This window comes from Pseudomonas sp. RT4P38, assembly GCF_054897765.1.
Map to the genome: position 1 here is coordinate 454819 of NZ_CM142703.1, position 24963 is coordinate 479781.

General features: G+C 58.9%; 25 protein-coding genes and 1 pseudogene. 9 read left to right on the forward strand and 17 right to left on the reverse strand.

What is annotated here, in order from left to right; genetic code table 11:
- Positions 1-95: 95 nt before the first annotated feature.
- The 3 genes and pseudogenes from gshA to ACYZT7_RS02115 form a co-directional block, all read right to left on the reverse strand.
- Positions 96-1679: a glutamate--cysteine ligase gene (gene gshA, locus ACYZT7_RS02105; protein ID WP_462039758.1), complete on the reverse strand. Its 1584-nt coding sequence runs from the start codon at positions 1677-1679 to the stop codon at positions 96-98.
- A gap of 270 nt (positions 1680-1949) precedes the next feature.
- Positions 1950-2298: pseudogene (locus ACYZT7_RS02110) on the reverse strand (PaaI family thioesterase).
- Positions 2298-4622 (reverse strand): Tex family protein, encoded by a 2325-nt coding sequence (locus ACYZT7_RS02115; RefSeq protein ID WP_462039759.1) that lies wholly within the window; start codon positions 4620-4622, stop codon positions 2298-2300. Before ACYZT7_RS02115 ends, ACYZT7_RS02110 begins: the two are co-directional and overlap by 1 nt.
- Before the next feature lie 361 nt (positions 4623-4983).
- Between ACYZT7_RS02115 and ompR the strand changes: the two genes are divergently transcribed.
- Together ompR and ACYZT7_RS02125 are read left to right on the forward strand one after the other, a co-directional pair.
- Positions 4984-5724 (forward strand): osmolarity response regulator transcription factor OmpR, encoded by a 741-nt coding sequence (gene ompR / locus ACYZT7_RS02120; RefSeq protein WP_008149284.1) that lies wholly within the window; start codon positions 4984-4986, stop codon positions 5722-5724.
- A gap of 103 nt (positions 5725-5827) precedes the next feature.
- A complete protein-coding gene (locus tag ACYZT7_RS02125) occupies positions 5828-7141 on the forward strand; it encodes an ATP-binding protein (RefSeq protein ID WP_462039760.1) in 1314 nt (437 codons plus the stop codon).
- Between the two features lie 215 nt (positions 7142-7356).
- Here ACYZT7_RS02125 and rimK read toward each other — a convergent pair whose 3' ends face one another.
- From rimK to rimA, 3 genes are read right to left on the reverse strand one after another with little or no spacing between them, the layout of a single operon-like run.
- The gene (gene rimK / locus ACYZT7_RS02130; RefSeq protein WP_134419496.1) at positions 7357-8262 is read right to left on the reverse strand and encodes a 30S ribosomal protein S6--L-glutamate ligase; all 906 of its coding nucleotides are present in this window, start codon (positions 8260-8262) and stop codon (positions 7357-7359) included.
- Complete coding sequence (gene rimB / locus ACYZT7_RS02135; RefSeq protein ID WP_462039761.1) at positions 8259-8738, reverse strand: retropepsin-like aspartic endopeptidase RimB; 480 nt, start codon at positions 8736-8738, stop codon at positions 8259-8261. Before rimB ends, rimK begins: the two co-directional genes overlap by 4 nt.
- A gap of 16 nt (positions 8739-8754) precedes the next feature.
- Complete coding sequence (gene rimA / locus ACYZT7_RS02140) at positions 8755-9534, reverse strand: S6 modification regulatory phosphodiesterase RimA (RefSeq protein WP_462039762.1); 780 nt, start codon at positions 9532-9534, stop codon at positions 8755-8757.
- A 116-nt stretch (positions 9535-9650) separates the two neighbouring features.
- Between rimA and ACYZT7_RS02145 the strand changes: the two genes are divergently transcribed.
- The 3 genes from ACYZT7_RS02145 (at position 9651) to ACYZT7_RS02155 (ending at position 12857) form a co-directional block, all read left to right on the forward strand.
- The gene (locus ACYZT7_RS02145; RefSeq protein ID WP_461967757.1) at positions 9651-10058 is read left to right on the forward strand and encodes an RNA-binding S4 domain-containing protein; all 408 of its coding nucleotides are present in this window, start codon (positions 9651-9653) and stop codon (positions 10056-10058) included.
- A gap of 173 nt (positions 10059-10231) precedes the next feature.
- Positions 10232-11134: an Hsp33 family molecular chaperone HslO gene (gene hslO / locus ACYZT7_RS02150; RefSeq protein ID WP_462039763.1), complete on the forward strand. Its 903-nt coding sequence runs from the start codon at positions 10232-10234 to the stop codon at positions 11132-11134.
- Between the two features lie 181 nt (positions 11135-11315).
- On the forward strand, positions 11316-12857 hold the full coding sequence (locus ACYZT7_RS02155) for a phosphoenolpyruvate carboxykinase (protein WP_462039764.1): 1542 nt from the start codon (positions 11316-11318) through the stop codon (positions 12855-12857).
- Between the two features lie 144 nt (positions 12858-13001).
- Here ACYZT7_RS02155 and ACYZT7_RS02160 read toward each other — a convergent pair whose 3' ends face one another.
- From ACYZT7_RS02160 to ACYZT7_RS02190, 7 genes are all read right to left on the reverse strand, one after another.
- A complete protein-coding gene (locus ACYZT7_RS02160) occupies positions 13002-13355 on the reverse strand; it encodes a DUF1493 family protein (RefSeq protein ID WP_462039765.1) in 354 nt (117 codons plus the stop codon).
- Positions 13356-13387: 32 nt separating this feature from the next.
- Complete coding sequence (locus ACYZT7_RS02165; RefSeq protein WP_462039766.1) at positions 13388-14002, reverse strand: putative adenosine monophosphate-protein transferase Fic; 615 nt, start codon at positions 14000-14002, stop codon at positions 13388-13390.
- Entirely contained in the window at positions 14002-14172 is a 171-nt protein-coding gene (locus tag ACYZT7_RS02170; RefSeq protein WP_462039767.1) for a YhfG family protein, read from the reverse strand. The genes ACYZT7_RS02165 and ACYZT7_RS02170 overlap by 1 nt, the downstream gene beginning before the upstream one ends.
- Entirely contained in the window at positions 14090-14392 is a 303-nt protein-coding gene (locus tag ACYZT7_RS02175; protein WP_462039768.1) for a hypothetical protein, read from the reverse strand. Before ACYZT7_RS02175 ends, ACYZT7_RS02170 begins: the two co-directional genes overlap by 83 nt.
- Positions 14393-14514: 122 nt before the next feature.
- Positions 14515-14811: a hypothetical protein gene (locus ACYZT7_RS02180; protein WP_462039769.1), complete on the reverse strand. Its 297-nt coding sequence runs from the start codon at positions 14809-14811 to the stop codon at positions 14515-14517.
- Between the two features lie 337 nt (positions 14812-15148).
- The gene (locus tag ACYZT7_RS02185) at positions 15149-15355 is read right to left on the reverse strand and encodes an antitoxin PaaA2 family protein (RefSeq protein WP_462039770.1); all 207 of its coding nucleotides are present in this window, start codon (positions 15353-15355) and stop codon (positions 15149-15151) included.
- 74 nt (positions 15356-15429) lie between these two features.
- Positions 15430-15723, reverse strand: coding sequence for a hypothetical protein (locus ACYZT7_RS02190; RefSeq protein WP_461967769.1), 294 nt, complete (start codon positions 15721-15723; stop codon positions 15430-15432).
- Positions 15724-16033: 310 nt separating this feature from the next.
- On the opposite strand from ACYZT7_RS02190, the gene ACYZT7_RS02195 reads away from it, so the two are divergent.
- Positions 16034-16537: a polysaccharide deacetylase gene (locus ACYZT7_RS02195; RefSeq protein WP_462039771.1), complete on the forward strand. Its 504-nt coding sequence runs from the start codon at positions 16034-16036 to the stop codon at positions 16535-16537.
- An 18-nt stretch (positions 16538-16555) separates the two neighbouring features.
- Here the strand turns inward: ACYZT7_RS02195 and ACYZT7_RS02200 are convergent, their stop codons facing one another.
- A complete protein-coding gene (locus tag ACYZT7_RS02200) occupies positions 16556-16732 on the reverse strand; it encodes a hypothetical protein (protein WP_462039772.1) in 177 nt (58 codons plus the stop codon).
- Positions 16733-16966: 234 nt separating this feature from the next.
- Between ACYZT7_RS02200 and ACYZT7_RS02205 the strand changes: the two genes are divergently transcribed.
- The 3 genes from ACYZT7_RS02205 to ACYZT7_RS02215 all read left to right on the forward strand — a co-directional run bounded on the left by ACYZT7_RS02205 (position 16967) and on the right by ACYZT7_RS02215 (position 20789).
- Positions 16967-18901, forward strand: a complete 1935-nt coding sequence (locus ACYZT7_RS02205) for a RecQ family ATP-dependent DNA helicase (RefSeq protein ID WP_462039773.1) — start codon at positions 16967-16969, stop codon at positions 18899-18901.
- A 105-nt stretch (positions 18902-19006) separates the two neighbouring features.
- On the forward strand, positions 19007-20233 hold the full coding sequence (locus tag ACYZT7_RS02210; RefSeq protein WP_462039774.1) for a 3-hydroxyacyl-CoA dehydrogenase: 1227 nt from the start codon (positions 19007-19009) through the stop codon (positions 20231-20233).
- A gap of 136 nt (positions 20234-20369) precedes the next feature.
- The gene (locus ACYZT7_RS02215; protein WP_462039775.1) at positions 20370-20789 is read left to right on the forward strand and encodes an acyl-CoA thioesterase; all 420 of its coding nucleotides are present in this window, start codon (positions 20370-20372) and stop codon (positions 20787-20789) included.
- A gap of 69 nt (positions 20790-20858) precedes the next feature.
- Here the strand turns inward: ACYZT7_RS02215 and ACYZT7_RS02220 are convergent, their stop codons facing one another.
- The 3 genes from ACYZT7_RS02220 to fdhD form a co-directional block, all read right to left on the reverse strand.
- Positions 20859-21344 (reverse strand): glycine zipper domain-containing protein, encoded by a 486-nt coding sequence (locus tag ACYZT7_RS02220; protein ID WP_283182520.1) that lies wholly within the window; start codon positions 21342-21344, stop codon positions 20859-20861.
- 355 nt (positions 21345-21699) lie between these two features.
- The gene (locus ACYZT7_RS02225) at positions 21700-24048 is read right to left on the reverse strand and encodes an FdhF/YdeP family oxidoreductase (RefSeq protein ID WP_462039776.1); all 2349 of its coding nucleotides are present in this window, start codon (positions 24046-24048) and stop codon (positions 21700-21702) included.
- Positions 24045-24899 carry a formate dehydrogenase accessory sulfurtransferase FdhD gene (fdhD, locus tag ACYZT7_RS02230; protein ID WP_462039777.1) on the reverse strand — a complete coding sequence of 285 codons (855 nt, stop codon included), beginning with the start codon at positions 24897-24899 and terminating at the stop codon, positions 24045-24047. Before fdhD ends, ACYZT7_RS02225 begins: the two co-directional genes overlap by 4 nt.
- Positions 24900-24963: the final 64 nt, after the last annotated feature.

Sequence of the window (24963 nt, forward strand, 5' to 3'; positions counted from 1 at the left end):
AATAACTTTTTCGAATGAGCTTATGAGCGGAAAATTCTAAGCAGGTAACCTGATCGCTCCCACGCAGAGCGTGGGGACGATCAGTGCCAAGGAGATTAGTTGCTAATCGCCAGAATGCTCGCCTGATACGACCCGACAAACACATCGAAATCGCCCACCTCGTTCTGCTCCAGCTCAACCTGCTCAGCCAGCGACGAACGCGCCCGCGCTTCAAATTTCGCCTGATCATCACCATTCAACGGCTCACTACGGAAAAACTCCGCATGCGCGCGGCTCTGACGCAGGGAGAACTGACTGAAGCTCTCCTTGTGCTCAGCCATCGCCGCCAGCACCTGGGCGGATGGCGTCAGGGAAGGATCCTTGACCTTGGCCAACTGCGCATCCATTGCCTTGCTATGCGCATCGCCGCCATGGCTCTGATCCAGCATTGCCGCCAGTGGAGCAATCTTCTCCAGCAACTCGCTGGCCCACTCTTTCAGGTCCACCGGATGACCGTCGCGTTGCAGTTGCAGGCCCGGACGACGACCTTCCTTGACCACACTGAGGAAGTTCGAGGTCGCATTGCTGCAAGAAGTGTTGGTCAGCAACGGGCTCTCGTTCAGCGCGCAATACAGCAGGAACGCGTCGAGGAACCGCGACTCCGGCAGGTCGATGCCCATCGGCAGGAACGGGTTGATGTCCAGGCATCGCACTTCGACGTACTGAATGCCACGGGCTACCAGCGCCTGGATCGGCCGTTCACCGGTGTAGGTCACACGTTTCGGGCGGATGTTGGAGTAGTACTCGTTTTCGATTTGCAGGATGTTGGTGTTGAGCTGAACCCACTCACCGTCCTGATGCGTGCCGATTTCGACGTACGGCGCATACGGCGTGGCAACCGCTTTGCGCAGGCTGTCGGTGTAACTGGCCAGATCGTTGTAGCACGGGGTCAACCCGGCCTGGGCGTTGCTCTGATAACCCAAGTCACTCATGCGCAGACTGGTGGCGTACGGCAGATACAAAGTATCCGGGTCCAGTTGTTCCAACTGGTGCGAACGACCGCGCAGGAAACCGGCGTCAAGCGCTGGCGATGCGCCGAACAGGTACATCAACAGCCAGCTGTAGCGGCGGAAGTTGCGGATCAGGGCGATGTAGGCTGACGACTGATAGTCGCGGTCGGTGCCGACAAAACCTTCAGCCTCTTTGAGCAGCGGCCAGAGCTTTTCCGGCAGGGAAAAGTTGTAGTGAATCCCGGCGATGCACTGCATGGTCTTGCCGTACCGCAGGGCCAGGCCCTTGCGGTAGACGTACTTGAGCTGACCGATGTTGGACGTGCCGTAATAGGCAATCGGGATGTCTTCCTCCGCCGGCAACGGGCACGGCATCGATGGACTCCACAGGTACTCGTTGCCGAGCTTGCTGTAGGCAAAACGGTGAATGCTGTCGAGGCTCGCCAAGGTGTCTGCCGGGTCGGGCAGGGCCGGGGTGATGAACTCCAGCAGCGATTCGGAGTAGTCGGTGGTGATTTGTTCGTTGGTCAGCGCGGAACCCAATTCTTCCGGGTGCGGCGTTTGCGCCAGGCGACCTTCGCCGGTCACGCGCAGGCATTCACGTTCGATGCCGTGAAGGCACTGTTCGAGCAGAGAGAGGTTAGCGCGCTCGCCGAGCAGGGCCAGGCGGCGGTTCAGAAGTTCGCTCAAGTTGGATTCCTTCACGCGTCAGTCGCCCCAATATGGGGGTGGGCAAGACGGTCTACAAGGGTGAAGTTGAAACTGGCGTTTTCGCCTGGTTTTTGAGCAGCACAGACCAATGTCAGTTAGCCGAGTCGCCACAATCCCTGTGGGAGCGAGCTTGCTCGCGATGGCGGTGTATCAGACGACATAGATGTTGACTGACACGCCCTAATCGCGAGCAAGCTCGCTCCCACAGGTTTTCTAGCGCCGAAATTAACTCAAATTGATGACCACTAGCTACAGGACAGCGAACGTGCCTTGTGCTTTTGCGACGAGTTTGTCGCCCTGCATCACGTCAGCTTCGACCACCAGCGTGCGCCGGCCCGGGTGGATTACCCGCGCCGTGCACATCACTTCGCCGCCTTCAACGGCGCGAATGTAGTTGATCTTGCACTCGATGGTCGCGCTTTGCTGGTCAAAGCCGTGGGAGCTGGAACAGGCCAGGCCCATGGCAATTGCCGCCGCGATTGCGCAGCTCTGGTGCAAGCCCGAGGGCGACTTGCGCCACCCCGGTCTCCAGATTGTGCAAACGACACCCCAGCAACTTGAAAAAAGCGCTTTCGGTCACCCCGGCAGGGAAATCCATCAGCGTTTCTTCAACTGCTTGGCGTTGGCGAACAGCGACGCCATGGCGTTGTTGGCCGGAGCCGCCGCCGTTGTTTCTTTACGCGGTGCGTTGTTCTGGGATTGGCGCGGTGCCGACCCCGGACGCGCGCCACGGGCACCGTCGATTTTCTCGCCCGGGGTGTCGCTCATGCGCATCGACAGACCAACGCGTTTGCGCGGAATGTCGATTTCCATGACTTTCACTTTCACCACGTCACCGGCCTTCACCGCTTCACGCGGGTCCTTGATGAACTTCTCCGAAAGCGCAGAGATGTGCACCAAACCGTCTTGATGCACGCCGATGTCGACGAACGCACCAAAGTTGGTCACGTTGGTCACCACGCCTTCGAGGATCATGCCCAGTTGCAGGTCCTTGAGGTCTTCGACGCCTTCCTGGAACTCGGCCGTCTTGAACTCAGGACGTGGATCGCGGCCAGGTTTTTCCAGCTCTTGCAGGATGTCGGTGACCGTTGGCAGACCGAAAGTCTCGTCGGTGTACTTCTTCGGATCCAGGCGCTTGAGAAAGCTGGCATCGCCAATCAGCGAGCGAATATCGCGGTCGGTCTCAGCGGCGATGCGCTGGACCAGCGGATAGGCTTCCGGGTGAACCGCGGACGAATCCAGCGGGTTGTCGCCGTTCATAACGCGTAGGAAACCGGCAGCCTGTTCGAAGGTTTTTTCGCCCAGGCGAGCGACTTTCTTCAACGCGGCGCGGGTTTTGAAAGCGCCGTGCTCGTCGCGGTGGCTGACGATGTTCTGCGCCAGCGTCGCGTTGAGGCCGGAGATGCGGGCCAGCAGCGCCACGGAGGCGGTGTTGACGTCGACGCCCACGGCGTTCACGCAGTCTTCGACCACGGCGTCCAGGCCGCGCGCCAGTTTCAGCTGCGACACGTCGTGCTGGTACTGGCCGACACCGATGGATTTCGGGTCGATCTTCACCAGCTCGGCCAGTGGATCCTGCAGGCGGCGAGCGATCGATACTGCGCCACGGATCGACACGTCCAGATCCGGGAATTCCTTGGAAGCCAGTTCCGACGCCGAGTAAACCGATGCGCCGGCCTCGGAGACCATGACTTTGGTCATCTTCATGGCTGGGTATTTTTTGATCAGTTCAGCGGCCAGCTTGTCGGTTTCGCGGCTGGCGGTGCCGTTGCCGATGGCGATCAGGTCCACCGCATGCTTGGCGCACAGGGCGGCGAGCACGGCGAGGGTCTGATCCCACTTGTTGTGCGGCACGTGCGGGTAAACCGTGGCGTGATCCAGCAGCTTGCCGGTGGAGTCGACCACGGCGACCTTGCAACCGGTGCGCAGGCCCGGGTCGAGGCCCAGCGTGGCGCGTGGCCCGGCCGGTGCCGACAGCAGCAAATCGTGCAGGTTGTGCGCAAACACGTTGATTGCTTCGGTTTCCGCGCCATCGCGCAGTTCGCCCAGCAGGTCGGTTTCCAGGTGGGTGTAGAGCTTGACCTTCCAGGTCCAGCGCACCACTTCGCCCAGCCATTTGTCGGCGGCGCGGCTCTGGTTCTGGATGCCGAATTGCTGGCCGATCATGCCTTCGCACGGGTGCATGGTGCCCGGCAGTTCGTCGCCGACTTTCAGCGCAGAACTCAGAATGCCTTCGTTGCGACCGCGGAAAATGGCGAGCGCGCGGTGCGACGGCATGCTTTTCAGTGGTTCATCGTGTTCGAAGTAGTCGCGGAACTTGGCGCCTTCCTCTTCTTTGCCAGCGATGACGCGGGCACTCAGGATGGCTTCCTGCTTGAGGTAGCTGCGCAGTTTGTCCAGCAAGCCGGCGTCTTCGGCGAAACGCTCCATGAGGATGTACTTGGCGCCTTCGAGGGCAGCCTTCACATCGGCGACGCCTTTTTCGGCATCGATGAAGCGCGCGGCTTCGGCGTCTGGCGTCAGGGTCGGGTCGTTGAACAGGCCGTCGGCCAGCTCGCCGAGGCCGGCTTCCAGGGCGATCTGGCCCTTGGTGCGGCGCTTCTGCTTGTACGGCAGGTACAAGTCTTCGAGGCGGGTTTTGGTGTCGGCGAGTTTGATGTCGCGTTCAAGTTGCGGGGTCAGCTTGCCTTGTTCCTGGATGCTGGCAAGGATGCTGATACGCCGTTCGTCGAGTTCTCGCAGGTAGCGCAGACGCTCTTCCAGATGACGCAACTGGATGTCATCGAGGCTGCCGGTCACTTCTTTCCGGTAACGGGCGATGAAGGGCACCGTGGAGCCTTCATCGAGTAGCGCGACGGCCGCTTCGACCTGTTGTGGGCGTACGCCGAGTTCCTCGGCGATGCGGCTGTTGATGCTGTCCATAAAACCACCTGACAAATTGTGAAAGCAGGCTCGCAGGCGCAGAGATAAGGGCTCGGCGAGTCTGGTTGAGCGGCCTGGCCTGCGCCGCTACCTGGATCAACAGGCATCCCGTTGACCCGTGAAATCGAACAATGACTGCCGCGACCGTGAAAATAAATATCGGCCACTTGCAGCAATGATCAGACGTTGCCTGACACAAAAGGCCGCGCATTATAACCAGCGTTCTGTCATTCGGGGGCATCGCAGACTGTAGGCAGAAAGGCCGGATTTCTGGCGGTGAAGGAAAAATCTGCTAACAATGCACACGGTGCGTATAACGGCAGCTACGCCATAATGCGCGCCGAGATCAAAGGAGCATCTAATGAGCAGCACTGCAAACATTGCTGAAGGCGAAAAAATTCTTATTGTTGACGACGATCCAGGGCTCAGCAGCCTGTTGGAACGCTTTTTCGTCAGCAAGGGCTACCGCGCCCGCGCCGTGCCGAACACTGAACAAATGGATCGCCTCCTGGCGCGTGAAGTGTTCAACCTGGTGGTCCTCGACCTGATGCTGCCCGGCGAAGACGGCTTGACCGCCTGCCGCCGCCTGCGCACCGCGAACAACCAGATTCCGATCATCATGCTCACCGCCAAGGGCGATGAGCTGAGCCGTATCAAGGGCCTCGAACTGGGCGCTGACGATTACCTCGCCAAGCCGTTCAACCCGGATGAGCTGATGGCACGCGTCAAAGCGGTCCTGCGTCGTCAGTCCGCTCCGGTGCCGGGTGCTCCGGGCAGCGAAGACGAAAGCGTGACCTTCGGTGACTACGAGCTGTCCCTGGCCACCCGCGAACTCAAGCGCGGCGACGAAGTGCACATGCTCACCACGGGTGAGTTTGCGGTGCTCAAGGCGTTGGTGATGAACGCCCGCCAGCCTCTGACTCGCGACAAACTGATGAACCTGGCCCGTGGCCGCGAGTGGGACGCCCTGGAGCGTTCCATTGACGTGCAAATCTCGCGTCTGCGCCGGATGATCGAGCCCGATCCATCCAAGCCGCGTTACATCCAGACAGTCTGGGGCGTGGGTTACGTGTTTGTTCCGGATGGCGCCGCCACCAAGTGATCGGCGATTTGTAGGAGCGGGTCTTGCGGATGATGTTGTCCGCAGACTCGCGATCCGCAATATGCGAGCATCGCTCGCTCCTGCAAGTGTGTAGCGGTTATCCATGAAAACCCCCGTTTGGTTCCCCCAGAGTTTCTTCTCCCGCACCCTGTGGCTGGTGCTGATCGTCGTCCTGTTTTCCAAGGCGCTGACCCTGGTTTATCTGTTGATGAACGAAGACGTGCTGGTGGACCGCCAATACAGCCACGGCGTCGCCCTGACGCTACGCGCCTATTGGTCGGCCGATGAAGAAAACCGCGCCAAGATTGCCGATGCCGCGACCCTGATCCGGGTGGTGGGCGCTGGCGTGCCGGAAGGCGAGCACCACTGGCCTTACAGCGAGATCTACCAGCGACAGATGCAGGCCGAACTGGGGGCCGACACCGAAGTTCGATTACGCATGCATTCGCCGCCGGCCCTGTGGGTGCGGGCGCCAAGCCTGGGTGATGGCTGGCTGAAAGTGCCCCTGTATCCGCATCCGTTGCGTGGCCAGAAAATCTGGAACGTACTCGGCTGGTTCCTCGCCATCGGCTTGCTCTCCACTGCGTCGGCATGGATCTTCGTCAGCCAGCTCAATCAACCGTTGAAACGTCTGGTGTATGCCGCGCGGCAACTCGGTCAGGGCCGCAGTGTGCGCCTGCCGATCAGCGACACACCGAGTGAAATGACCGAGGTTTACCGCGCCTTCAACCAGATGGCCGAAGACGTCGAACAGGCGGGGCGTGAGCGCGAGTTGATGCTGGCCGGGGTGTCCCACGACCTGCGTACACCGTTGACCCGGTTACGGCTATCTCTGGAGCTCATGGGCGACCACAGCGACCTGACGGACGACATGATCCGTGACATCGAAGACATGGACGCGATTCTCGACCAGTTCCTGGCGTTTATCCGCGATGGTCGCGACGAGTCGGTGGAAGAGGTGGATCTCAGCGATCTGGTGCGCGAAGTCGCGGCGCCGTACAACCAGAACGAAGAGAAAGTGCGCCTGCGCCTGGAGCCAATTCAGCCGTTTCCGTTGCGTCGGGTGTCGATGAAGCGGTTGCTGAACAACCTGATTGGCAACGCCTTGCATCACGCGGGCAGCGGGGTTGAGGTGGCCGCTTATGTGTCCGGGGATACCAGCGCGCCGTATGTGGTGCTGAGTGTCATGGACCGTGGGGCGGGGATCGATCCGTCGGAGCTGGAGGCGATTTTCAACCCGTTTACTCGGGGTGATCGTGCCCGGGGGGGCAAGGGGACAGGGTTGGGCTTGGCGATCGTGAAGCGGATTGCTTCGATGCATGGGGGGAATGTTGAGCTGCGTAACCGTTCTGGTGGCGGGCTGGAAGCGCGAGTGCGGTTGCCGTTGGGGTTGATGTTGCCGAGGGATGCGGTTTAACGACTGCGGTCGTGGTTTTAGATTTGAGGGGGATTCTGAATCCACCCCTCACCCCAACCCTCTCCCCAGTGGGGAGAGGGGGAAAGGGAGCCGATTTTCATCGCATTCAAAACCTGAGTTCGACTCGAAATCTCAGGTCGATGTATAGCGAAAATCACCTCGGTCAGTCCCCTCGCCCCTTTGGGGAGAGGGTTGGGGTGAGGGGGCTCTTGGCTTTAGCCCTTGCCTTTGGTGCGCGTCATATTCGGCCCACCATTCTTCTCAAGATGCTCAATGATGATCCCCGCCACGTTCTTGCTAGTGGTGGTTTCAATCCCTTCCAGCCCCGGCGACGAATTCACTTCCATCACCAGCGGGCCATGATTGGAACGCAGGATGTCCACGCCCGCCACTGCCAAACCCATCACCTTCGCCGCACGCAATGCCGTCATGCGTTCTTCCGGCGTGATCTTGATCAGGCTGGCGGTGCCACCACGATGCAGGTTGGAGCGAAACTCCCCAGGCTTGGCCTGACGCTTCATCGCCGCGATCACCTTGTCGCCGACCACGAAGCAGCGAATGTCCGCCCCGCCGGCTTCCTTGATGTATTCCTGAACCATGATGTTCTGCTTCAGGCCCATGAACGCCTCGATCACCGACTCCGCCGCCGTCGCCGTTTCACACATCACCACGCCGATGCCCTGAGTGCCTTCCAGCACCTTGATCACCAGCGGCGCGCCGTTGACCATCTCGATCAAGTCGGGAATGTCGTCCGGGGAGTGCGCAAAACCGGTGACCGGCAAACCAATTCCCCGGCGCGACAGCAATTGCAGGGACCGCAGTTTGTCTCGCGAGCGGGCGATGGCCACCGATTCGTTGAGTGGAAAAACGCCCATCATTTCGAACTGGCGCAACACCGCGCAGCCATAAAACGTCACCGACGCGCCAATCCGCGGTATCACCGCATCGAAACCTTCCAGCGGCTTGCCGCGGTAGTGGATCTGCGGCTTGTGGCTGGCAATGTTCATGTAAGCGCGCAGGGTGTCGATCACCACCATTTCATGGCCACGCTCGGTACCGGCTTCGACCAGACGACGAGTGGAATACAAACGCGGGTTCCGCGACAGCACAGCGATCTTCATGCAACACCTGTGGAGGAGGTAGATACCGGGAACACCGGCTTGTCTTGTACGTATTTAATGCCCGGATTGACCACTAACTGGCCATCGATCAAGGCTTTGGAACCGAGCAACAGGCGATAACGCATGGATTTGCGGCAGGCGAGGGTGAACTCGACCCGCCAGACCCGATCACCAAGGGCCAGGGTGGTGCTGACCACGTAACGCTTCTGCGCGTGACCGTTAGAGCTTTTGATAGTTTTCATTGTCACCAATGGTGCTTCGCAGCGCCGGTGACGCAGTTGCACCACCGTGCCCAAGTGAGCAGTAAAGCGCACCCACTGTTCCCCGTCGCGCTCGAATGGCTCGATATCGGTGGCATGCAGACTGGAGGTGCTGGCGCCGGTGTCGATTTTTGCGCGCAGGCCCGCGACTCCCAAATCCGGGAGCGCCACCCACTCGCGCAGACCGACAACGGTCAAATGGTCAAATGTCTTCAATAGGAAAAACCAGCGATTAACGCGTCCAGGTCCCAGGCGTTACCTGGGCCAACGCTTTGAATGCGGGTTTGGCGAACCAGTAACCCTGCATCAGAAAAATTCCACAGTCCGCCAGGAAATCCCGTTCTCCGGCGCTTTCGATCCCTTCGGCAATGACTGTAACGTTTAGCTCCGCACAGATTGTGACAACCCCTCGAACGATAGCCTGACGAACACGATCGCGGTCGACATCGCGGATCAGTGCCATGTCGAGTTTGATCAGGTCCGGTTGGAAATCAGCAAGCAGATTGAGCCCCGAGTAGCCCGCGCCGAAATCGTCGATGGCGGTCTTGAAGCCGAATTCGCGGTATTCACGCAGAATATTGGTCAAATGGCGATAGTTATCTACGTGCTGGCTTTCCAGGGTTTCGAAAATCAGCCGGTCGATGGGGAAGTTGTGTTTTGTCGCGGCTTCCAGCGTGCTGCGAATACACAGTTCCGGGCGATACACAGCGTTGGGCATGAAGTTGATTGACAGATGCGTCTGCATCCCTAGATTCGCCGCGCCTTCAATGGCTCGGGTCCGGCAGAGCTGGTCGAAGCGGTAGCGGTTGTCCTCGGTGATCTGATCGAGAACCGACAGTGCCCCCTCACCCTTTACACCGCGCACGAGTGCCTCATGGGCGAAAATCGACTGGTCTCGCAAATCGACGATCGGTTGGTAGGCAAAGGCAAAATCGAAGCCCAGGGGCTCACTTTGCTGGCAACCCTGGCAACCGCCGTTGGGCGAGGTCAATGAAGACGGAAATATAGTCACTCGATCACTCCATGCCGGTGAGCCGGCCAAGAACACATTCTATCTGGAGGGCCGAGTTCTTGCGCCCGACAGAAACGGTAGTACAGTTCCGACTATTCACCGAGAGAGGAATTCCAGTGGCACAAAAACAGGAAGAGGACGACAAGGTCCGTCTCGATAAATGGTTGTGGGCCGCGCGTTTTTATAAAACACGCGCCTTGGCCAAAGCGGCGATAGAAAGCGGCAAGGTGCATTGCCGGGGGGAGCGTTGCAAACCGGGCAAGGAGCCGAGGGTCGGCGACGAGTTTCAGATTCGCGCAGGGTTCGAGGAACGCACGGTGGTGGTAAAGGCGTTATCGATCGTACGCCGAGGTGCGCCAGAGGCTCAGGCGCTCTACGCTGAAACCGAAGCCAGCGTCGCCAAGCGCGAGGCGGCTGCGGCCATGCGTAAAGCCGGTTCGCTGGGTGTGAGCACCGACGGCAAACCGAGCAAGAAGCAGCGACGGGATTTGTTCAAGTTTCGTGGAAGCAGCAACGACGAGTAAGTCAGTCGCTTCTGTGTTGGCTGTGAACCAGCCTTCGCGAGCAAGGCTTGGAACAAACCTGGATTGTTCATAAAATGCCTCCCACGGCTGAACATCGCGCACCGAAAGGGTGCTGCAGAGGCGCATTTCCACTTTTTGAAATCATTTTGTTATTACTTCAGATACCCAGACCTATGACCGATTTACCGGATACCGACTACACCCAACGCTTCATCTTCGATGACAGCGACACCCGCGGCGAGCTGGTTGCATTGGAGCGTAGCTACGCCGAAGTCCTCGCTAAACACCCGTATCCGGAGCCGGTTGCGCAATTGCTCGGCGAGCTGATGGCGGCGGCATCGTTGTTGGTCGGCACCCTGAAGTTCGATGGCTTGCTGATTCTCCAGGCCCGTTCCGAAGGCCCGATCCCATTGCTGATGATCGAGTGCTCCAGCGAGCGCGAAATCCGTGGCCTGGCCCGATACGAAGCCGACCAGATCGCACCCGACGCGACCCTCGCCGACCTGATGCCCAATGGCGTATTGGCGCTGACCGTCGACCCGACCCAGGGCCAGCGCTACCAGGGCATCGTCGACCTCGATGGCGAAACCCTGTCGGAGTGCTTCACTAACTACTTCGTGATGTCCCAACAAGTCGGTACGCGTTTCTGGCTATACGCCGATGGTCGTCGCGCCCGTGGCCTGCTGCTGCAGCAACTGCCCGCCGACCGTCTGAAAGACGAAGAAGAACGCGCCGCCAGCTGGCAGCACATCACCGCGCTGGGCAGCACCCTGACCGCCGATGAATTGCTGAGCCTGGACAACGAAACCGTGCTCCATCGCCTCTACCACGAAGAGCAGGTTCGTTTGTTCGATGTGCAGAAACTGCGCTTCCATTGCAGCTGCTCTCGCGAACGTTCTGCCAATGCGCTGGTCAGCTTGGGTCTGGAAGATGCCCAGTCGCTGGTGATCGAACACGGTGGCAATATTGAGATTGACTGTCAGTTTTGCAACGAACGCTACCTGTTTGATGCGGCGGATATCACTCAATTGTTCGCGGGTGCGGGTGTCGATACGCCGTCAGATACCCGGCACTAAAACGGTTCAGCGCAGGTAAATTCACTGGTTAGCGCCGCAATAGCGCCGTTACGACGGGAGGGCCCTACTATTTTTGGGCTTTTCTGGCATAATCCGGCCCACTTTTTTCGCGGTAGTAGTGCACGACTTTCTACTACAAAACGTTTGGAGCACACTCGGCCACTGGCCGACGGGGAATCTCATGACGCAAGCCAATAACGCCGTGTACACCGATCTGAGTGTTGATGATCTGGTAAAAGAAGCCCTGAATCGCGGTGAAGGCGAGCTTGCCGATACCGGCGCGCTGGTAGTTCGCACCGGTCACCGTACCGGCCGCTCGCCAGTCGATCGTTTCATCGTGGAAGAGCCTTCCACCCAGGCAGCCATCGCTTGGGGGCCGATCAACCGCAAGTTCCCGGCCGACAAGTTCGATGCCCTGTGGGACCGCGTCGAGGCGTTCAACAACGCGCAAGAGCATTTCGTTTCCCACGTGCATGTAGGTGCGGCTCAAGACCACTACCTGGCCGTGAAGATGACCACCCAGACTGCCTGGCAGAACCTGTTCGGCCGTTGCCTGTTCATCAACCCGGAAAAGTACAACCCGGCTGGTCGTGATGAGTGGCAAGTGCTCAACGTTGCCAACTTCGAGTGCGTGCCAGAGCGTGACGGCACCAACTCCGACGGTTGCGTGATCCTCAACTTCGCTCAGAAGAAAGTGCTGATCGCCGGCATGCGTTACGCCGGTGAAATGAAGAAAGCCATGTTCTCGGTGCAGAACTTCCTGCTGCCGGCTGCCGACGTGCTGCCAATGCACTGCGCCGCCAACATCGGCGAAGAGGGCGACGTGACCCTGTTCTTCGGTCTGTCCGGCACCGGCAAGACCACCCTGTCCGCCGATGAAAGCCGTTACCTGATCGGTGACGACGAGCACGGCTGGGGTGAAGGCGTTGTCTTCAACATCGAAGGCGGCTGCTACGCCAAGTGCATCGACCTGTCCGAGAAGAACGAGCCGGTCATCTGGAAAGCCATCAAGCACGGTGCAGTCCTGGAAAACGTCGTTATCGATGACGCCAAGCACGCCGATTACGCTGATGTCAGCCTGACCCAGAACAGCCGCGCCGCCTACCCGCTGGAGCACGTTGCCAAGCGTTCCGAGAAAAACCTCGGTGGCGAGCCAAACGCTGTGATCTTCCTGACCTGCGACCTGACCGGCGTGCTGCCGCCCGTGTCGATCCTCAGCGAAGAACAAGCGGCCTACCACTTCCTGTCCGGCTACACCGCACTGGTGGGCTCGACCGAAATGGGTTCCGGCAGCGGCATCAAATCGACCTTCTCCACCTGCTTCGGCGCACCGTTCTTCCCGCGCCCGGCTGGCGTATACGCTGAGCTGCTGATCAAACGCATCCGCGGCTTCGGCTCCAAGGTCTACCTGGTCAACACCGGCTGGACCGGCGGCGGCTACGGCGTTGGTAAGCGTTTCAACATCCCGACCACTCGTGGCGTGATCGCAGCGATCCAGAGCGGCGCGTTGATCGGTGCTGAAACCGAACACCTCGACACCATCAACCTGGACGTGCCGTTGGCTGTGCCGGGCGTTGAGACTGGCCTGTTGAACCCGCGTAATACCTGGGCTGACAAGGCTGCTTATGATGAGGCCGCTAAGGCGTTGGCTGGGTTGTTTGTTGAGAACTTCAAGAAGTTTGAAGTGAGCGACGCGATCAAGGCTGCTGGGCCTAAGTTGTAAGTGTTGGTTTGATGTAATGAAAAAGCCGCCCTTTGAGGGCGGCTTTTTTGTGCGTGCAATTCAGGCCGTCAGGGACACCGTAAGTGCCATTATTCCAGCCGAAAAGGGGCTAAACGACCAGAATAATGGTACTTACGCGTTCAGCTAGATTCCTTCCAATTCCTGTGTATCCCACCGTTGCAACTTGATCGCTTGGTAAATCATTCCGATAGTCAGAGGGATCTTGTCGCCACGCCCCTTGGCCCGGCGCTTGAGGAATACGTCAAAGCCTTCGGGCTGGAAGTAGCGATAGGCGTCGTAATCGATGAAGTCGATGGCGAACTGTTCTTCCAGCGTCTCCATCAGGTGACGCGAATCGGCGCCGTTGCAGCCAAAGTCGAAGTTAATCGAGGTGGTGAGGCTGATGGTTTTGCGTTCTGACAGACCGAGCTCTTCGTGCAACAGCTGCATGAGCAGGTGCATGGCGTGGTCGTCGGGGAAGTTGGGGGCGAGGTTCATTGCGGATTTATCCGATACCGGGGCAGAAACGGTCAACTCAGTAGTGGTGGCATATTCAATTGACCACCAATGCAACGCTCGAAAATAGCTTCGAGGCCACGGTAGTCGCATGTCACCGCATCAATGTTCGCGGGAATCCATGCGCTGTCTTTGATCAGCCACCAATCAACTGCAAACCCTGCGTTGATGATGATCTGCTCAAACAAGATTCGTTGAGCTCGACCGTTACCTTCGCGAAAAGGGTGAATTACGTTTAAATCACCATATGTTTCAGCAACCTTGACGACGAGCTCCGCTTTACTGGTGCCTACGAACCAAGCAGCACTTGCCATGACCCGAAAAATTTTGTCGGCTTCAGGGGCGATTCGGTCTGCTGTACAGAAAAGCGTGTCTCCTTTCTGGATATTCACTGTCCTTAACAGTCCTGCCCAATCGTAGACATCGGAAAACAAGGACTTATGAATATGCTGCAAAAGGCTGAGGTCGTACGGAGGGGGGAGAAGGCGGAATTTGCTGACGGCGATTTCTGAGAGTTCTCGCTCCGCTTTTTGTAGTTGCTCTTCATTATGAATATTGAGCAGGTTGCGCAGAACGTCGCTACCAGGGTAGCAATAGGGGTCTTGGCCGACCCCGTATTTATCCACCATTAACGTGGATTCTGACGATATTTGTTGAGTACCGACTCCCGCGTTGGGAGCGGTTTGTCAGCATCGGCACGCGAAGTGTCGAAGCCTTCAAGACGCAAGCTCGCCAAGTAATTTGAACGGCGCACCTTGTCGTAATAATCCTGTTTTTGCTGAAAAGTCAGTTCGCTCATGACATCTGCCTCTTTGTGCACTGCCCAAGTGTAGCTCAAACGATCTGGTTGATAGACCGGTATTTTTGATGCTTCGGGGGAGGATGATCGTCCCCGCGCTGAGCGTTGGAATGGTCTTCCATGCATCAACATGGAATTCGCGGGAAGGCCGACGCTCACCATGTAGGATTTTGTCCATTTGTTGCACGCTTTCCATTAGCTCACCAAAAAACTTGCCCATGGTTATCTCCATTGTTCGATGACGGCTTTCAACGCTTTGCGTCCATCGGCGGTAAGGTCTTGGTTGTAACTGGTGTTTGATCGTTCTCACGCAGAACGTGAGAACGATCTGTTCACTCGGCGTCAGGATGGTGCTTTCCAGCCCATCAAGCGTTGTTGGGCGACTTTCAGTAGGTCGCAGCCGTCCTGAGTCAACAGGTAGAGGGCATGGGTGATGTGCGGAATGTCTTCGACGTCACCGTTCTTGAAGCATTGGCAATGGAGGGTTTTGAGTAGATCGCTGGACGCTCGGATGCGCTGGAGAGCGGCTTCGAGGATGTCCTGGGGATCGGCCTCTGTGTCGATGATCAGGGGCGGGGAATCGGTGAGGTTGGTTTGGAGGGGGCGGTAGCGATCAGCGAACGGGTTCCATTTATTCATAGTGAGAATTCTCAAGTGCATCAGGAGAAACCACCACCATCGTGACCAAGCGATGGGAGGCGGACTGTGTTCGGGTTGGTCAAACCGGTGAGAACTCACTTTGCCGGTACGCCCGAAGGCGTCCCGAACACAGCCACCATATAGCGTGCAGGCACTTGAGGTGCCGCAGCATACAACGGAAGCGGAATGAGTTCTCTATTCAGGTGACCAAGCCCGAGTCGCTGATTTGGCAGCGACAGTCAGAACTATAGAAACAAGTCGCTGGCCGGCGATAGGCGACAAGTTGCCTTCGGTTGTAGGACCGGGATGAAGCTTTGATAGGGCGTTGCCTACGGACTTATCCCTGCCGCAATTTCTCGCGTTTGATTGCCATCAGATGTTTGACTTCTTCGTTTGGAATGCTGGGGCGAGGGTCGTCGAGGCTGGTTTGTACTTGCGCTTTGAACCATGCGTCGTAGGCTGCGTTGCTGCGTTGCTGCGTTGCTGCGTTGCTGCGTTGCTGAGTTGTTGTTGAGTATTGGGCGATTCGTTTTTCATCAGGCACACCGCGTTATCGTTCATCGCGAGCAAGCTCGCTCCCACAGGGGTATGTGGTCTGGGTTGGATTGGTTTTTGGCATCAGGCTGCGGTGGTTTTCGGGAGGCGTTGTCGTGCAACCTCAAGCAATTCATTGCCGTCCTGGGTCAGCAGGTACAGCGCATTGACGATGTTGGGAATGTCGCTCGCGTCGGCTTGTTTGAAGCACAGGCAATAAAGCGTTTCGAGCAGGTCGCTGGCGGCGCGGATGCGTTGGCGGGCGGCGTCGAGGATTTCGTGAGGGTCGGCTTCTGTATCGATGACCAGCACGGGGGTGTCGCTGTAGCGGGATTTGAGCGGGCGATAGCGTTCTGTAAATGTGTGGAAGGTGTTCATCGAGGTTCGTCCTGTACGAAATCGGGAGGTGGCTCCCGGCAGGCCGAGACACTGTTTTCAGCCGCGCCACAGACTATAGAAGGGCACGGCGCCGTGCGGCAATACGGCTTCGATGGACAGGTTTTGTAGGGGGTTTACCTGCCTTTTCGGACCGGGCCTACGCGTTTCCCGAGGTTTTTTACGCCTAAACCCTTAGACGGCAAGTTTCCTACGGGGTTGTCAGGCGCGACGCGCTAAACCTCTGTATGGTGCGCGCCAGAATCAGTAGGACGTTTCGAAACGTCCGTCCAACGCTTGAAGGGAATTAGGTATGCAATGGCTACGTATGGCCTCGATTTTGTTGCTGTGGGCCGGGGTTTGTCGCACGGCGGGTGCTGCTGATGCAGGTAACTCGATGGTCCTGGCCAATATGGACCGCACCGGTTGGCCGGATGCGCTGACCAGTCAGGCGCGCATGGACACCGCTTTTCGTGCTGAAGTACTGATGTTCGGCAAGGCATTGCTGGCCAGCGAAGCGCTGGACGAACAGAGCCTGAAACAACGACTGGGCGTGCAGGATGTGAAGCTCAAGTCGGTCAGGCAGGTGCGTGACGGGCTGTGGGACCGACTACTGATCACCTACCGCAGCGCCAGCCAGAACTGCGACGGTGAACCCTTCTGCCCTCGCGTACGAAGCGTCGCTGATTTGCGTCAGTTGGCGGCGGCGTTCACGGGCGAAATCAGCCCGGCTCATGCTGCGTGGGCGAGCAAGAGCCGGGTGTTTCAGGAGCAGATGTTGAACGAGCACCTGCGGGTGGCCGTGGTGGTGCCGTAGCCATTTATCCCGAAGTGGTCAGGATGTTCGCCAAGCCTGTTGCGCTGAACACTCCAGGGTGTCGCACGTAGCGAGCAGCGGTGGCTCTTCTGGAATCCTGTCGCAGCCGCTCAGCAGCAGGGATGTCAGGATCAGGGCGATCGCGAAAAAAGATTTTTGAGGCATGGTCGTTCCTTGTTCAAATGCCGCGCTCATCAGGCGTCCTGCCGTGATGTGAAATGCGCGGACGGTGGTTGTGCGAGGAAGACCTTAACGTCAGATTGAGCAACTCCGCGAGGAACAAAGTGTTTCGTTTGTTTCATCCTGTGGCAAAGGACCCTGGGGCGAGGCTGTATCATCCCGTATCGTTTTGGTCCCCGACCTTTTCTCGACTCGCTGCGTTTGCCGACTAGGCTTTTGGCATGGCAGCAGTCAACGGAGTGACAGCTTATGCACAACACCCTGGAACAGGTTTTCGGTTATCCACAGTTTCGGCCCGGTCAGGAAGCGGCGGTCAGTGCTGTGCTGGCCGGGCGCTCGGCGGCGGCGATTTTCCCTACCGGCTCGGGTAAGTCCCTTTGCTATCAATTGCCGGCGTTGTTGCTGCCGCACCTGACGCTGGTGGTGTCGCCTCTGCTGGCGTTGATGCAAGATCAACTGGCGTTCCTGCAGCGCCACGGCATTGCGGCGGGCAGTATCGATTCGGCCCAGAGCCGCGATGACGCCAGCGACGTGATGGCTCGGGCCAAGTCAGGTGAGCTGAAGATTTTGATGATCTCCGTGGAGCGCCTGAAGAACGAGCGTTTCCGCAATTTCTTGCAGCAAGTGCCGATCTCGTTGCTGGTAGTGGATGAGGCGCACTGCATCTCGGAATGGGGCCACAACTTCCGCCCCGACTATCTCAAGCTTCCAGATTATCAGCGCCAGTTCAACATCCCACAGGCGCTGCTGCTGACCGCCACTGCGACACCCAAGGTGATCGCTGACATGGAGGCCAAGTTCGCCATCGCCCCGGAAGACGTGGTGACCACCGGTTTCTATCGGCCAAACCTCAATCTGTTGGTCGAGCCGGTGCGCGGGCAGGACAAACGCCGACGCCTTGTCGAATGGATGAGTCAGCGTCCCGACCAGCCGAGCATCGTCTACGTCACCCTGCAGAAAACTGCCGAGCACATTGCCGAACATCTGACTCGCAACGGCATTCAGGCCGAGGCCTATCACGCCGGTCTGCCCCATGAACAACGCGAAGCAATCCAGCGCCGGTTCATGGGCGGGCAGTCCAATTGCATCGTGGCCACCATCGCGTTCGGCATGGGCATCGACAAGAGCGACATCCGCAACGTGGTGCATTTCGACCTGCCCAAATCGATCGAAAACTACAGCCAGGAAATCGGCCGCGCCGGGCGTGACGGTCAGCCATCCGACTGCCTGGTGTTGGCCAACCGCGACAGCCTCAACGTGCTGGAAAACTTCGTCTACGGCGATACGCCTGAGCTGGATGGCATCCGCTACGTGCTCGACGAGTTGCAAGCCGCCGCGCCCGAGGGGCAGTGGGAGTTTCTGTTGGGGCCGCTGGCGGACCAAAGCAACATCCGACAATTGCCGCTCAAGACCTTACTGGTGCAGTTGGAACTGCGCGGGATCATCGCTCCGCGTTACGCCTATTACGCGGAATACCGCTTCAAGTACTTGCAGGAGCCCGAGGCCTTGCTGGCCCGCTTCGAGGGTGAGCGCAAAGACTTCGTCGCGGCGATCATCCAGACCTCAAGCCGCGCGCGGACCTGGGCCACGGTGAATTTCGACGCACTGTATGAGCAGCATCAGGCCGAGCGCAATCGAGTGGTCAAGGCGCTGGATTATTTCCAGGAAAAGGGTTGGGTCGAGCTCGAAAGCAAACAGATGACCGAGGTCTACAGCCTGCTGCAAACGGACTTCGACAGCCAGGCCCTGAGCGCTGAGTTACATGCCTACTTCACCCGGCATGAGCGCACCGAGATCGCGCGGATTCACGCCATGCTGGATCTGTTCGCCACCGACCATTGCCTGGGTTATCGACTGGCCGAGTACTTCGGCGATGAAAACGCGCCGCAGCAGTGCGGGCATTGTTCGGTGTGTCACGGGGATGTGGCGCGATTGCCTGCGCCACCGGAATTGCCGGCGCTTGTGGATAAAAGCTTCGAAGCGTTGTGCGGTGATTTTATCCACAGGCATGAGCAGCACACCGGCAACGCTCCGTCGGCGGAGCGCGTGGTACGGTTTTTATGCGGTATCAGCGTGCCGTTGTTTACCAAGCTCAAGGCGCGGTCGATTCCCGGGTTTGCGGCGCTGGAGGATTATCCGTATGGCGAGGTGCGGGCGTGGGCCCAGGCGCATTTACCTGCGTAGATCCATCCGCTGAATGTCGCCCATCACAGGAATAAATTTCAAAAAAGCCCGGTGGCTGACTATGGTGAAGGCTGTCTTTGGATCGCCAACAAGAGAACAACAACTATGAGCGAGACACCGTTCACTATTCAGCGCGCCGCCATCATTGGCGCGGGCACCATGGGCCGTGGCATTGTCATGTGCCTGGCCAACGCTGGCGTCCCGGTGCAGTGGGTTGATAACAATCCACAGATGCTTGAACAGGCGCTGGCCGCCGTGGCGGACACCTACGCCCACAACGTGCGTCAGGGCCGGATCGATCAGACCGAGGCAGACGCTCGCATTGCACGGATAACGGCGGCTGCTGACTACGCGGCGATCCGCGATGTCGATCTGGTGATCGAAGCGGTGTACGAAAACCTCGAACTCAAGCAGAAAATCTTCCGTGAACTGGACGGTCTGCTCAAACCTGAAGCGATTTTGGCCAGCAATACCTCGGCGCTGGATATCGACGCCATCGCCGCGGCCACTCGCCGTCCGGAACAGGTCCTGGGTCTGCACTTCTTCAGCCCGGCGCACATCATGAAACTGCTGGAAATCGTTCGCGGTGCCCAAACCGTCCCGGCTGTGCTTGAAGCCGCATTGGCGTTGGGCAAACGCATGGGCAAGGTTAGTGTGGTGTCGGGTAACTGCCATGGTTTCATCGGCAACCGCATGCTTCATCCCTATGTGCTCGAAGCGCGCAAGATGCTGCTCGAAGGCGCTTTTCCACATCAGGTCGATGCGGTGCTGCAAGGTTTTGGCTTCGCCATGGGGCCGTTCCGCATGTACGACGTGGTTGGCGTCGACCTGGGTTGGCGGGCTCGGGAATTGGCTGGCAAAGGGCAGGATGCGCCCGAGGTTCAAGTGGACAACCGTCTGTGCGAATTGGGTCGTTTCGGTCAGAAGAGTGGCAACGGCTATTACCACTATGAGCCGGGCAGTCGCCAGGCTGAGCACGATATTGAAGTCGATGCGCTGGTGCTGAAGGTCAGCGAAGGGTTGGGGTTCCAGCGTCGCGAGATAAGCCCCGAGGAGATTCTTGAGCGCTGCTTGCTGGCACTGGTCAATGAAGGTGCGAAGATCCTTCAGGAGGGTATCGCCGAGTCAGCGAATGACATCGATTTGGTGTATCTCAACGGGTACGGCTTCCCGGCGGACAAGGGGGGGCCGATGGCCTGGGCGGATCAGCAAGGGTTGCCGGATATTCATCAGCGTTTGCTGGCGCTGGAGACAAAGCAGGGTGATCAGTGGAAACTGGCCCGGTTGATTGGGGAGTTGGCGGCGGTGGGTAAAGGGTTTGCGGATCGGTAGACTTCACCTGTTCGATTGTTCCCATGCTCCGCGTGGGAACGCTTCCATGGACGCTCTGCGTCCGCTGTTGGGGCGCGGAGCGTCCCAGGCTGCATTCCCACGCAGAGCGTGGGAGCGATCCTCAAGGCGAGACCCCATGAATCAACGCACCGACTACTTTCACTTCCAACCCATCACCACCCGCTGGCACGACAACGACGCCTACGGACACGTTAACAACGTCACTTACTACAGTTTCTTCGACACGGTAGTGAACACCTACCTGATCGAAGTCGGCGGCCTGGATATTCATGACGGCGAGGTGGTGGGTTTTGTGGTGAGTTCGGCTTGCGATTACTTTGCCTCCATTGCCTTCCCCGATCGGATCGAGATCGGTTTGCGGGTGGGCAAGTTGGGCAACAGCTCGGTGCAATACGAGCTGGCCGTGTTCAAGGCCGGGGAAGACGAAGCCTGCGCGGCGGGGCGCTTCGTGCATGTGTTTGTGGATAGGGTGTCGAATCTACCCGTGGCAATTCCTGCCGGGTTGCGCGATGCAATGGAGCGCTTGGTAGTTTGACAGGCAAAAAAAATCGCAGCCCGAGGGCTGCGATTATTTGATTTACCGGTCCACGAGGCGATTCAAGCCTCAGTCGTCATGGCGATGTTTATGCTTGCGATGGCCGTAGGCATGGCCGCGACCCCGATGGCCGTCACGGTAGTAGCGACGATCATCATGACCACGACGATAGGAGCGACGATCATCATCGTCATCGCTCTTGTTACCCATGTAGTTACCCAGCGCGCCACCGGCGCCGCCGCCTGCTGCGGAGCCGATCAGGCTGCCGGTGGTGCCGCCCATGCTGCGGCCGACCACGTTACCGCCTGCCGCGCCCAACGCACCGCCAATGGCTGCTTCGCCACGGCTGCGTTTGTCTGCGCCAACAGCGCTACCACCCGCGCCGCCCAGGGCCGCGCCAATGGTGGAACCTGTATTGCCGCCTAATGACTGACCGACGACCGAGCCCAGAACCCCGCCCAATGCGCCGCCCACACCTGCTTCGGTGGTGCCGCCGGCAGAAGCGAAGCCACTGACCAGGCCAAGGGACAACAAGAGAATCGAGGAGAACTTCATAGAGGAACCTCAAGGGGATGACGGCGCGATCCTGAGGCTGTGTCATGGTTGTGACAATCGAAATCCGACGAGTAACACGACTTCAACACATTTGTATAAGTTGCTGTTTTTTAGGTGGAACTTAAGTGTTTTTCGCCGGTCTTTAGCTACTTCGGATAGGTCGTTTTCATGCAAAAACGGCCTTTTTTGTGGGCGATGGAAAATTATTCAATCCGGAAGTTTCGTTGAATGTTCCACCGCTATCGCGAGCAAGCTCGCTCCCACAGTGGATCTTGGTCCAACACAAATTCTGCGTACGACGGAGATTCAATGTGGGAGCGAGCTTGCTCGCGATTAGGCCAGATCTGTCGCTGCGTTACGCCGATTTCGCCATAATCAACCCCGTCTCACTCGCCGCTTCCAACCGGATCGCCACAAACTTCGACGTCGGCGTATGGCTGCCATCCCCGATGCTTTCCAGTGGCACCAGCGGATTCACTTCCGGATAGTAAGCCGCCGCTTGCCCGGCAGGAATATCAAACGCCAGCAGCGTAAAACCCTTCACCCGGCGCTCACGGCCATCATCCCAGATCGAAACGATGTCAGCCTTTTGCCCCGGCTTGAACCCCAGGCGAATGATGTCGGCTTCATTGACGAACAACACATCACGCTGACCTTTCACTCCGCGATAGCGGTCATCAAGCCCATAAATCGTGGTGTTGTACTGATCGTGGGAACGCATTGACTGCATGATCAGGTCCGGCAATACGCCGGTGGCGCGAGTGCGTTCGTGCACCAGGTCTTTAGGCAGGATGTTCGGACGGAAATTTGCGCGCCCCGACGGTGTGTTCCAGCGTCGCGCGCCGGCGCTGTTGCCCAGGTGGAAACCACCCGGGTTCTTGAGCTTCTCGTTGAAGTCGCGAAAGCCCGCAATGGTGTCGGCGATCAGGTCGCGGATGCGATTGTAGTCAGCCACCAGCCAGGTCCAGTCCACCGGTTTGCTGCCCAGGGTCGCGGCGGCGATACCGGCAATGATCGACGGCTCCGAGCGCATCTGGTTCGACAGCGGCTGCAACTGGCCGTTGGAGGCGTGAACCATGCTGAACGAGTCTTCGACGGTCACCGCTTGCGGGCCTTCGGCCTGGATATCGATGTCGGTGCGGCCCAGGCACGGCAGGATCAGCGCGTCTTTACCGTGAGCCAAATGGCTGCGGTTGAGCTTGGTGCTGATTTGCACGGTCAGGTCGCAGTTGCTCAGGGCCTGGAAAGTCCGTGGGCTGTCCGGGGTGGCTTGGGCGAAGTTACCGCCCAGCCCGATAAAGACTTTCGCCCGACCGTCGGCCATGGCATGAATCGCTTCGACCACGTTGTGGCCATTTTCACGTGGCACCTTGAACTGGAAGCGGCGCTCCAGGGAATCGAGGAACGCCACCGGCGGACGTTCGTTGATGCCCATGGTCCGGTCGCCCTGCACGTTACTGTGGCCACGCACCGGGCACAGGCCGGCACCCGGCCGGCCGATGTTGCCGCGCAGCAGCATCAGGTTGGCGATTTCCTGGATGGTCGACACCGAATGGCGATGCTGGGTGATGCCCATGGCCCAGCACATGATGACGTTCTTGCTTTTGGCGTACATACGCGCCGCTTGCTCGATCTCCACCAGCGGCAGGCCGGACTGCTCGACGATCTGCTTCCACGGGGTATCGTCGATGGCGGCAAGATAGTCCAGCACGTTGACGCTGTGTTCATTGAGGAAGTCGTGGTCGAACACCGCTTCAGCGCCAGTCTTCTGCGCCTCGCGCTCCCATTGCAGCAGGAATTTCGCCATGCCGCGCAGGATCGCCATGTCGCCACCAAGGGCCGGACGGAAGAACGCGGTGTTGGTCGGCTTGTCGCCGTTGGTGAGCATTTCGAACGGGTGCTGCGGATGCTGGAAGCGTTCCAGGCCGCGTTCCTTTAGCGGGTTGACGCACACCACTTGGGCGCCGCGCTTCACCGCTTCGCGCAACGGTTCGAGCATCCGTGGGTGGTTGGTGCCAGGGTTCTGGCCCCAGACAAAAATCGCATCGGCGTGTTCGAAGTCGTCGAAGGTTACGGTGCCTTTACCAACGCCGACACTTTGCGCCATGGCCACACCGCTGGCCTCGTGGCACATGTTCGAGCAGTCGGGGAAGTTATTGGTGCCGTAGGCGCGCACGAACAATTGATACAGGTACGCCGCTTCGTTACTGGCGCGGCCCGAGGTGTAGAACTCGGCCTGATCCGGGCTCGACAGGCCGCGCAGATGCTTGGCGATCAGGGTGAAGGCATCATCCCAGCTGATGGGTTGGTAGCGATCGGTTTCGGCGTTGTAGCTCATCGGCTCGGTCAGGCGGCCCTGATATTCCAGCCAATAGTCGCTCTGCTCCAACAATGAACTGACGCTGTGCCTGGCGAAGAACGCACCGTCGACACGGCGTTTGGTCGCTTCCCAGTTCACCGCTTTGGCGCCGTTCTCGCAGAACATCACCATGCCCTTTTCCGGAGAATCGCCCCAGGCGCAACCGGGGCAGTCGAAGCCGCCGTTCTGGTTGGTCTTGAGCATTATGCGGATGTTTTTCAGCGCGTTATCGCTGGTCAACCAGGCCTGGGCGACGCTGATCAGCGCGCCCCAGCCACCGGCTGGGCCTTTGTAGGGCTTGTAGCGGGGGACGGGTTTCTGGTCGGCTTGACGATGTTGACTCACGCTTGATTCTCCAACGCTGGGCTGTAGACCCGCGGTGCACTTTTCTGCGGCAGGTGGATGAGATTGAGGTTGTGACGACGGGCCCATTGCACGGCAAGGCCCGTGGGCGACGACAGGCTGATCAGGGTCTGGATGCCTGCGCGCAATACTTTCTGGATCAATTCGAGACTGCAACGGCTGGTGACAATCGCCAGCCCGCCGGTAGTCGGGATCTTCTGCCGGATCAGCCCACCGATCAGCTTGTCGAGGGCGTTGTGTCGGCCGATGTCTTCGCGACCCAGCAGCAATTGGCCCTGACTGTTCATAAACACGGCGGCATGCACTGCGCCGGAGTACTGGCCCAGCGGCTGGAACGCACCGATGCGCTGACGTAAACCATCGAGCCATTCGGCGGGCGGCAAGGGTGCACCGGGCAGGACCTTGAGGTCTGGCAGCGCCTGTTCCACCGCTTCCACACCGCAAAGCCCGCAACCGCTGGTGCCAGCCATTTGCCGACGTTGTTGCTTCAGGTTCCAGAAGGCGCGGTTGGCGATGGTCACTTGCGCGTACTGCGCCGATCCCGAGCCGCTGAGTTGCAGGTCATAAATATCGGAAGCGTCTTCGATGATGCCGCTACCGAGGCTGAAACCGACGATGAAGTCTTCCAGATCCGTCGGCGTCACCAGCATCACAGCCTGGCTGATGCCGTTATAGGCAATCGCCAACGCAACTTCTTCGGCTAGCGCCGTGCTGGCCGATTCGGCGCTTTGCGTTTCGGTGTGGCGAAGATCGCAGTAACTGTACGTCTGGCTGGCAGCGGGCGCTGGCGTTTCGAGGGCAGGCGCCGCGCAGGCAGGGCGCTTGGCGTTCATGGCATCACCGACGGTTTGATTAGCTTTAAGCCTAGGCGCGTCAAGTTGTCGCGTCTAATCGCTA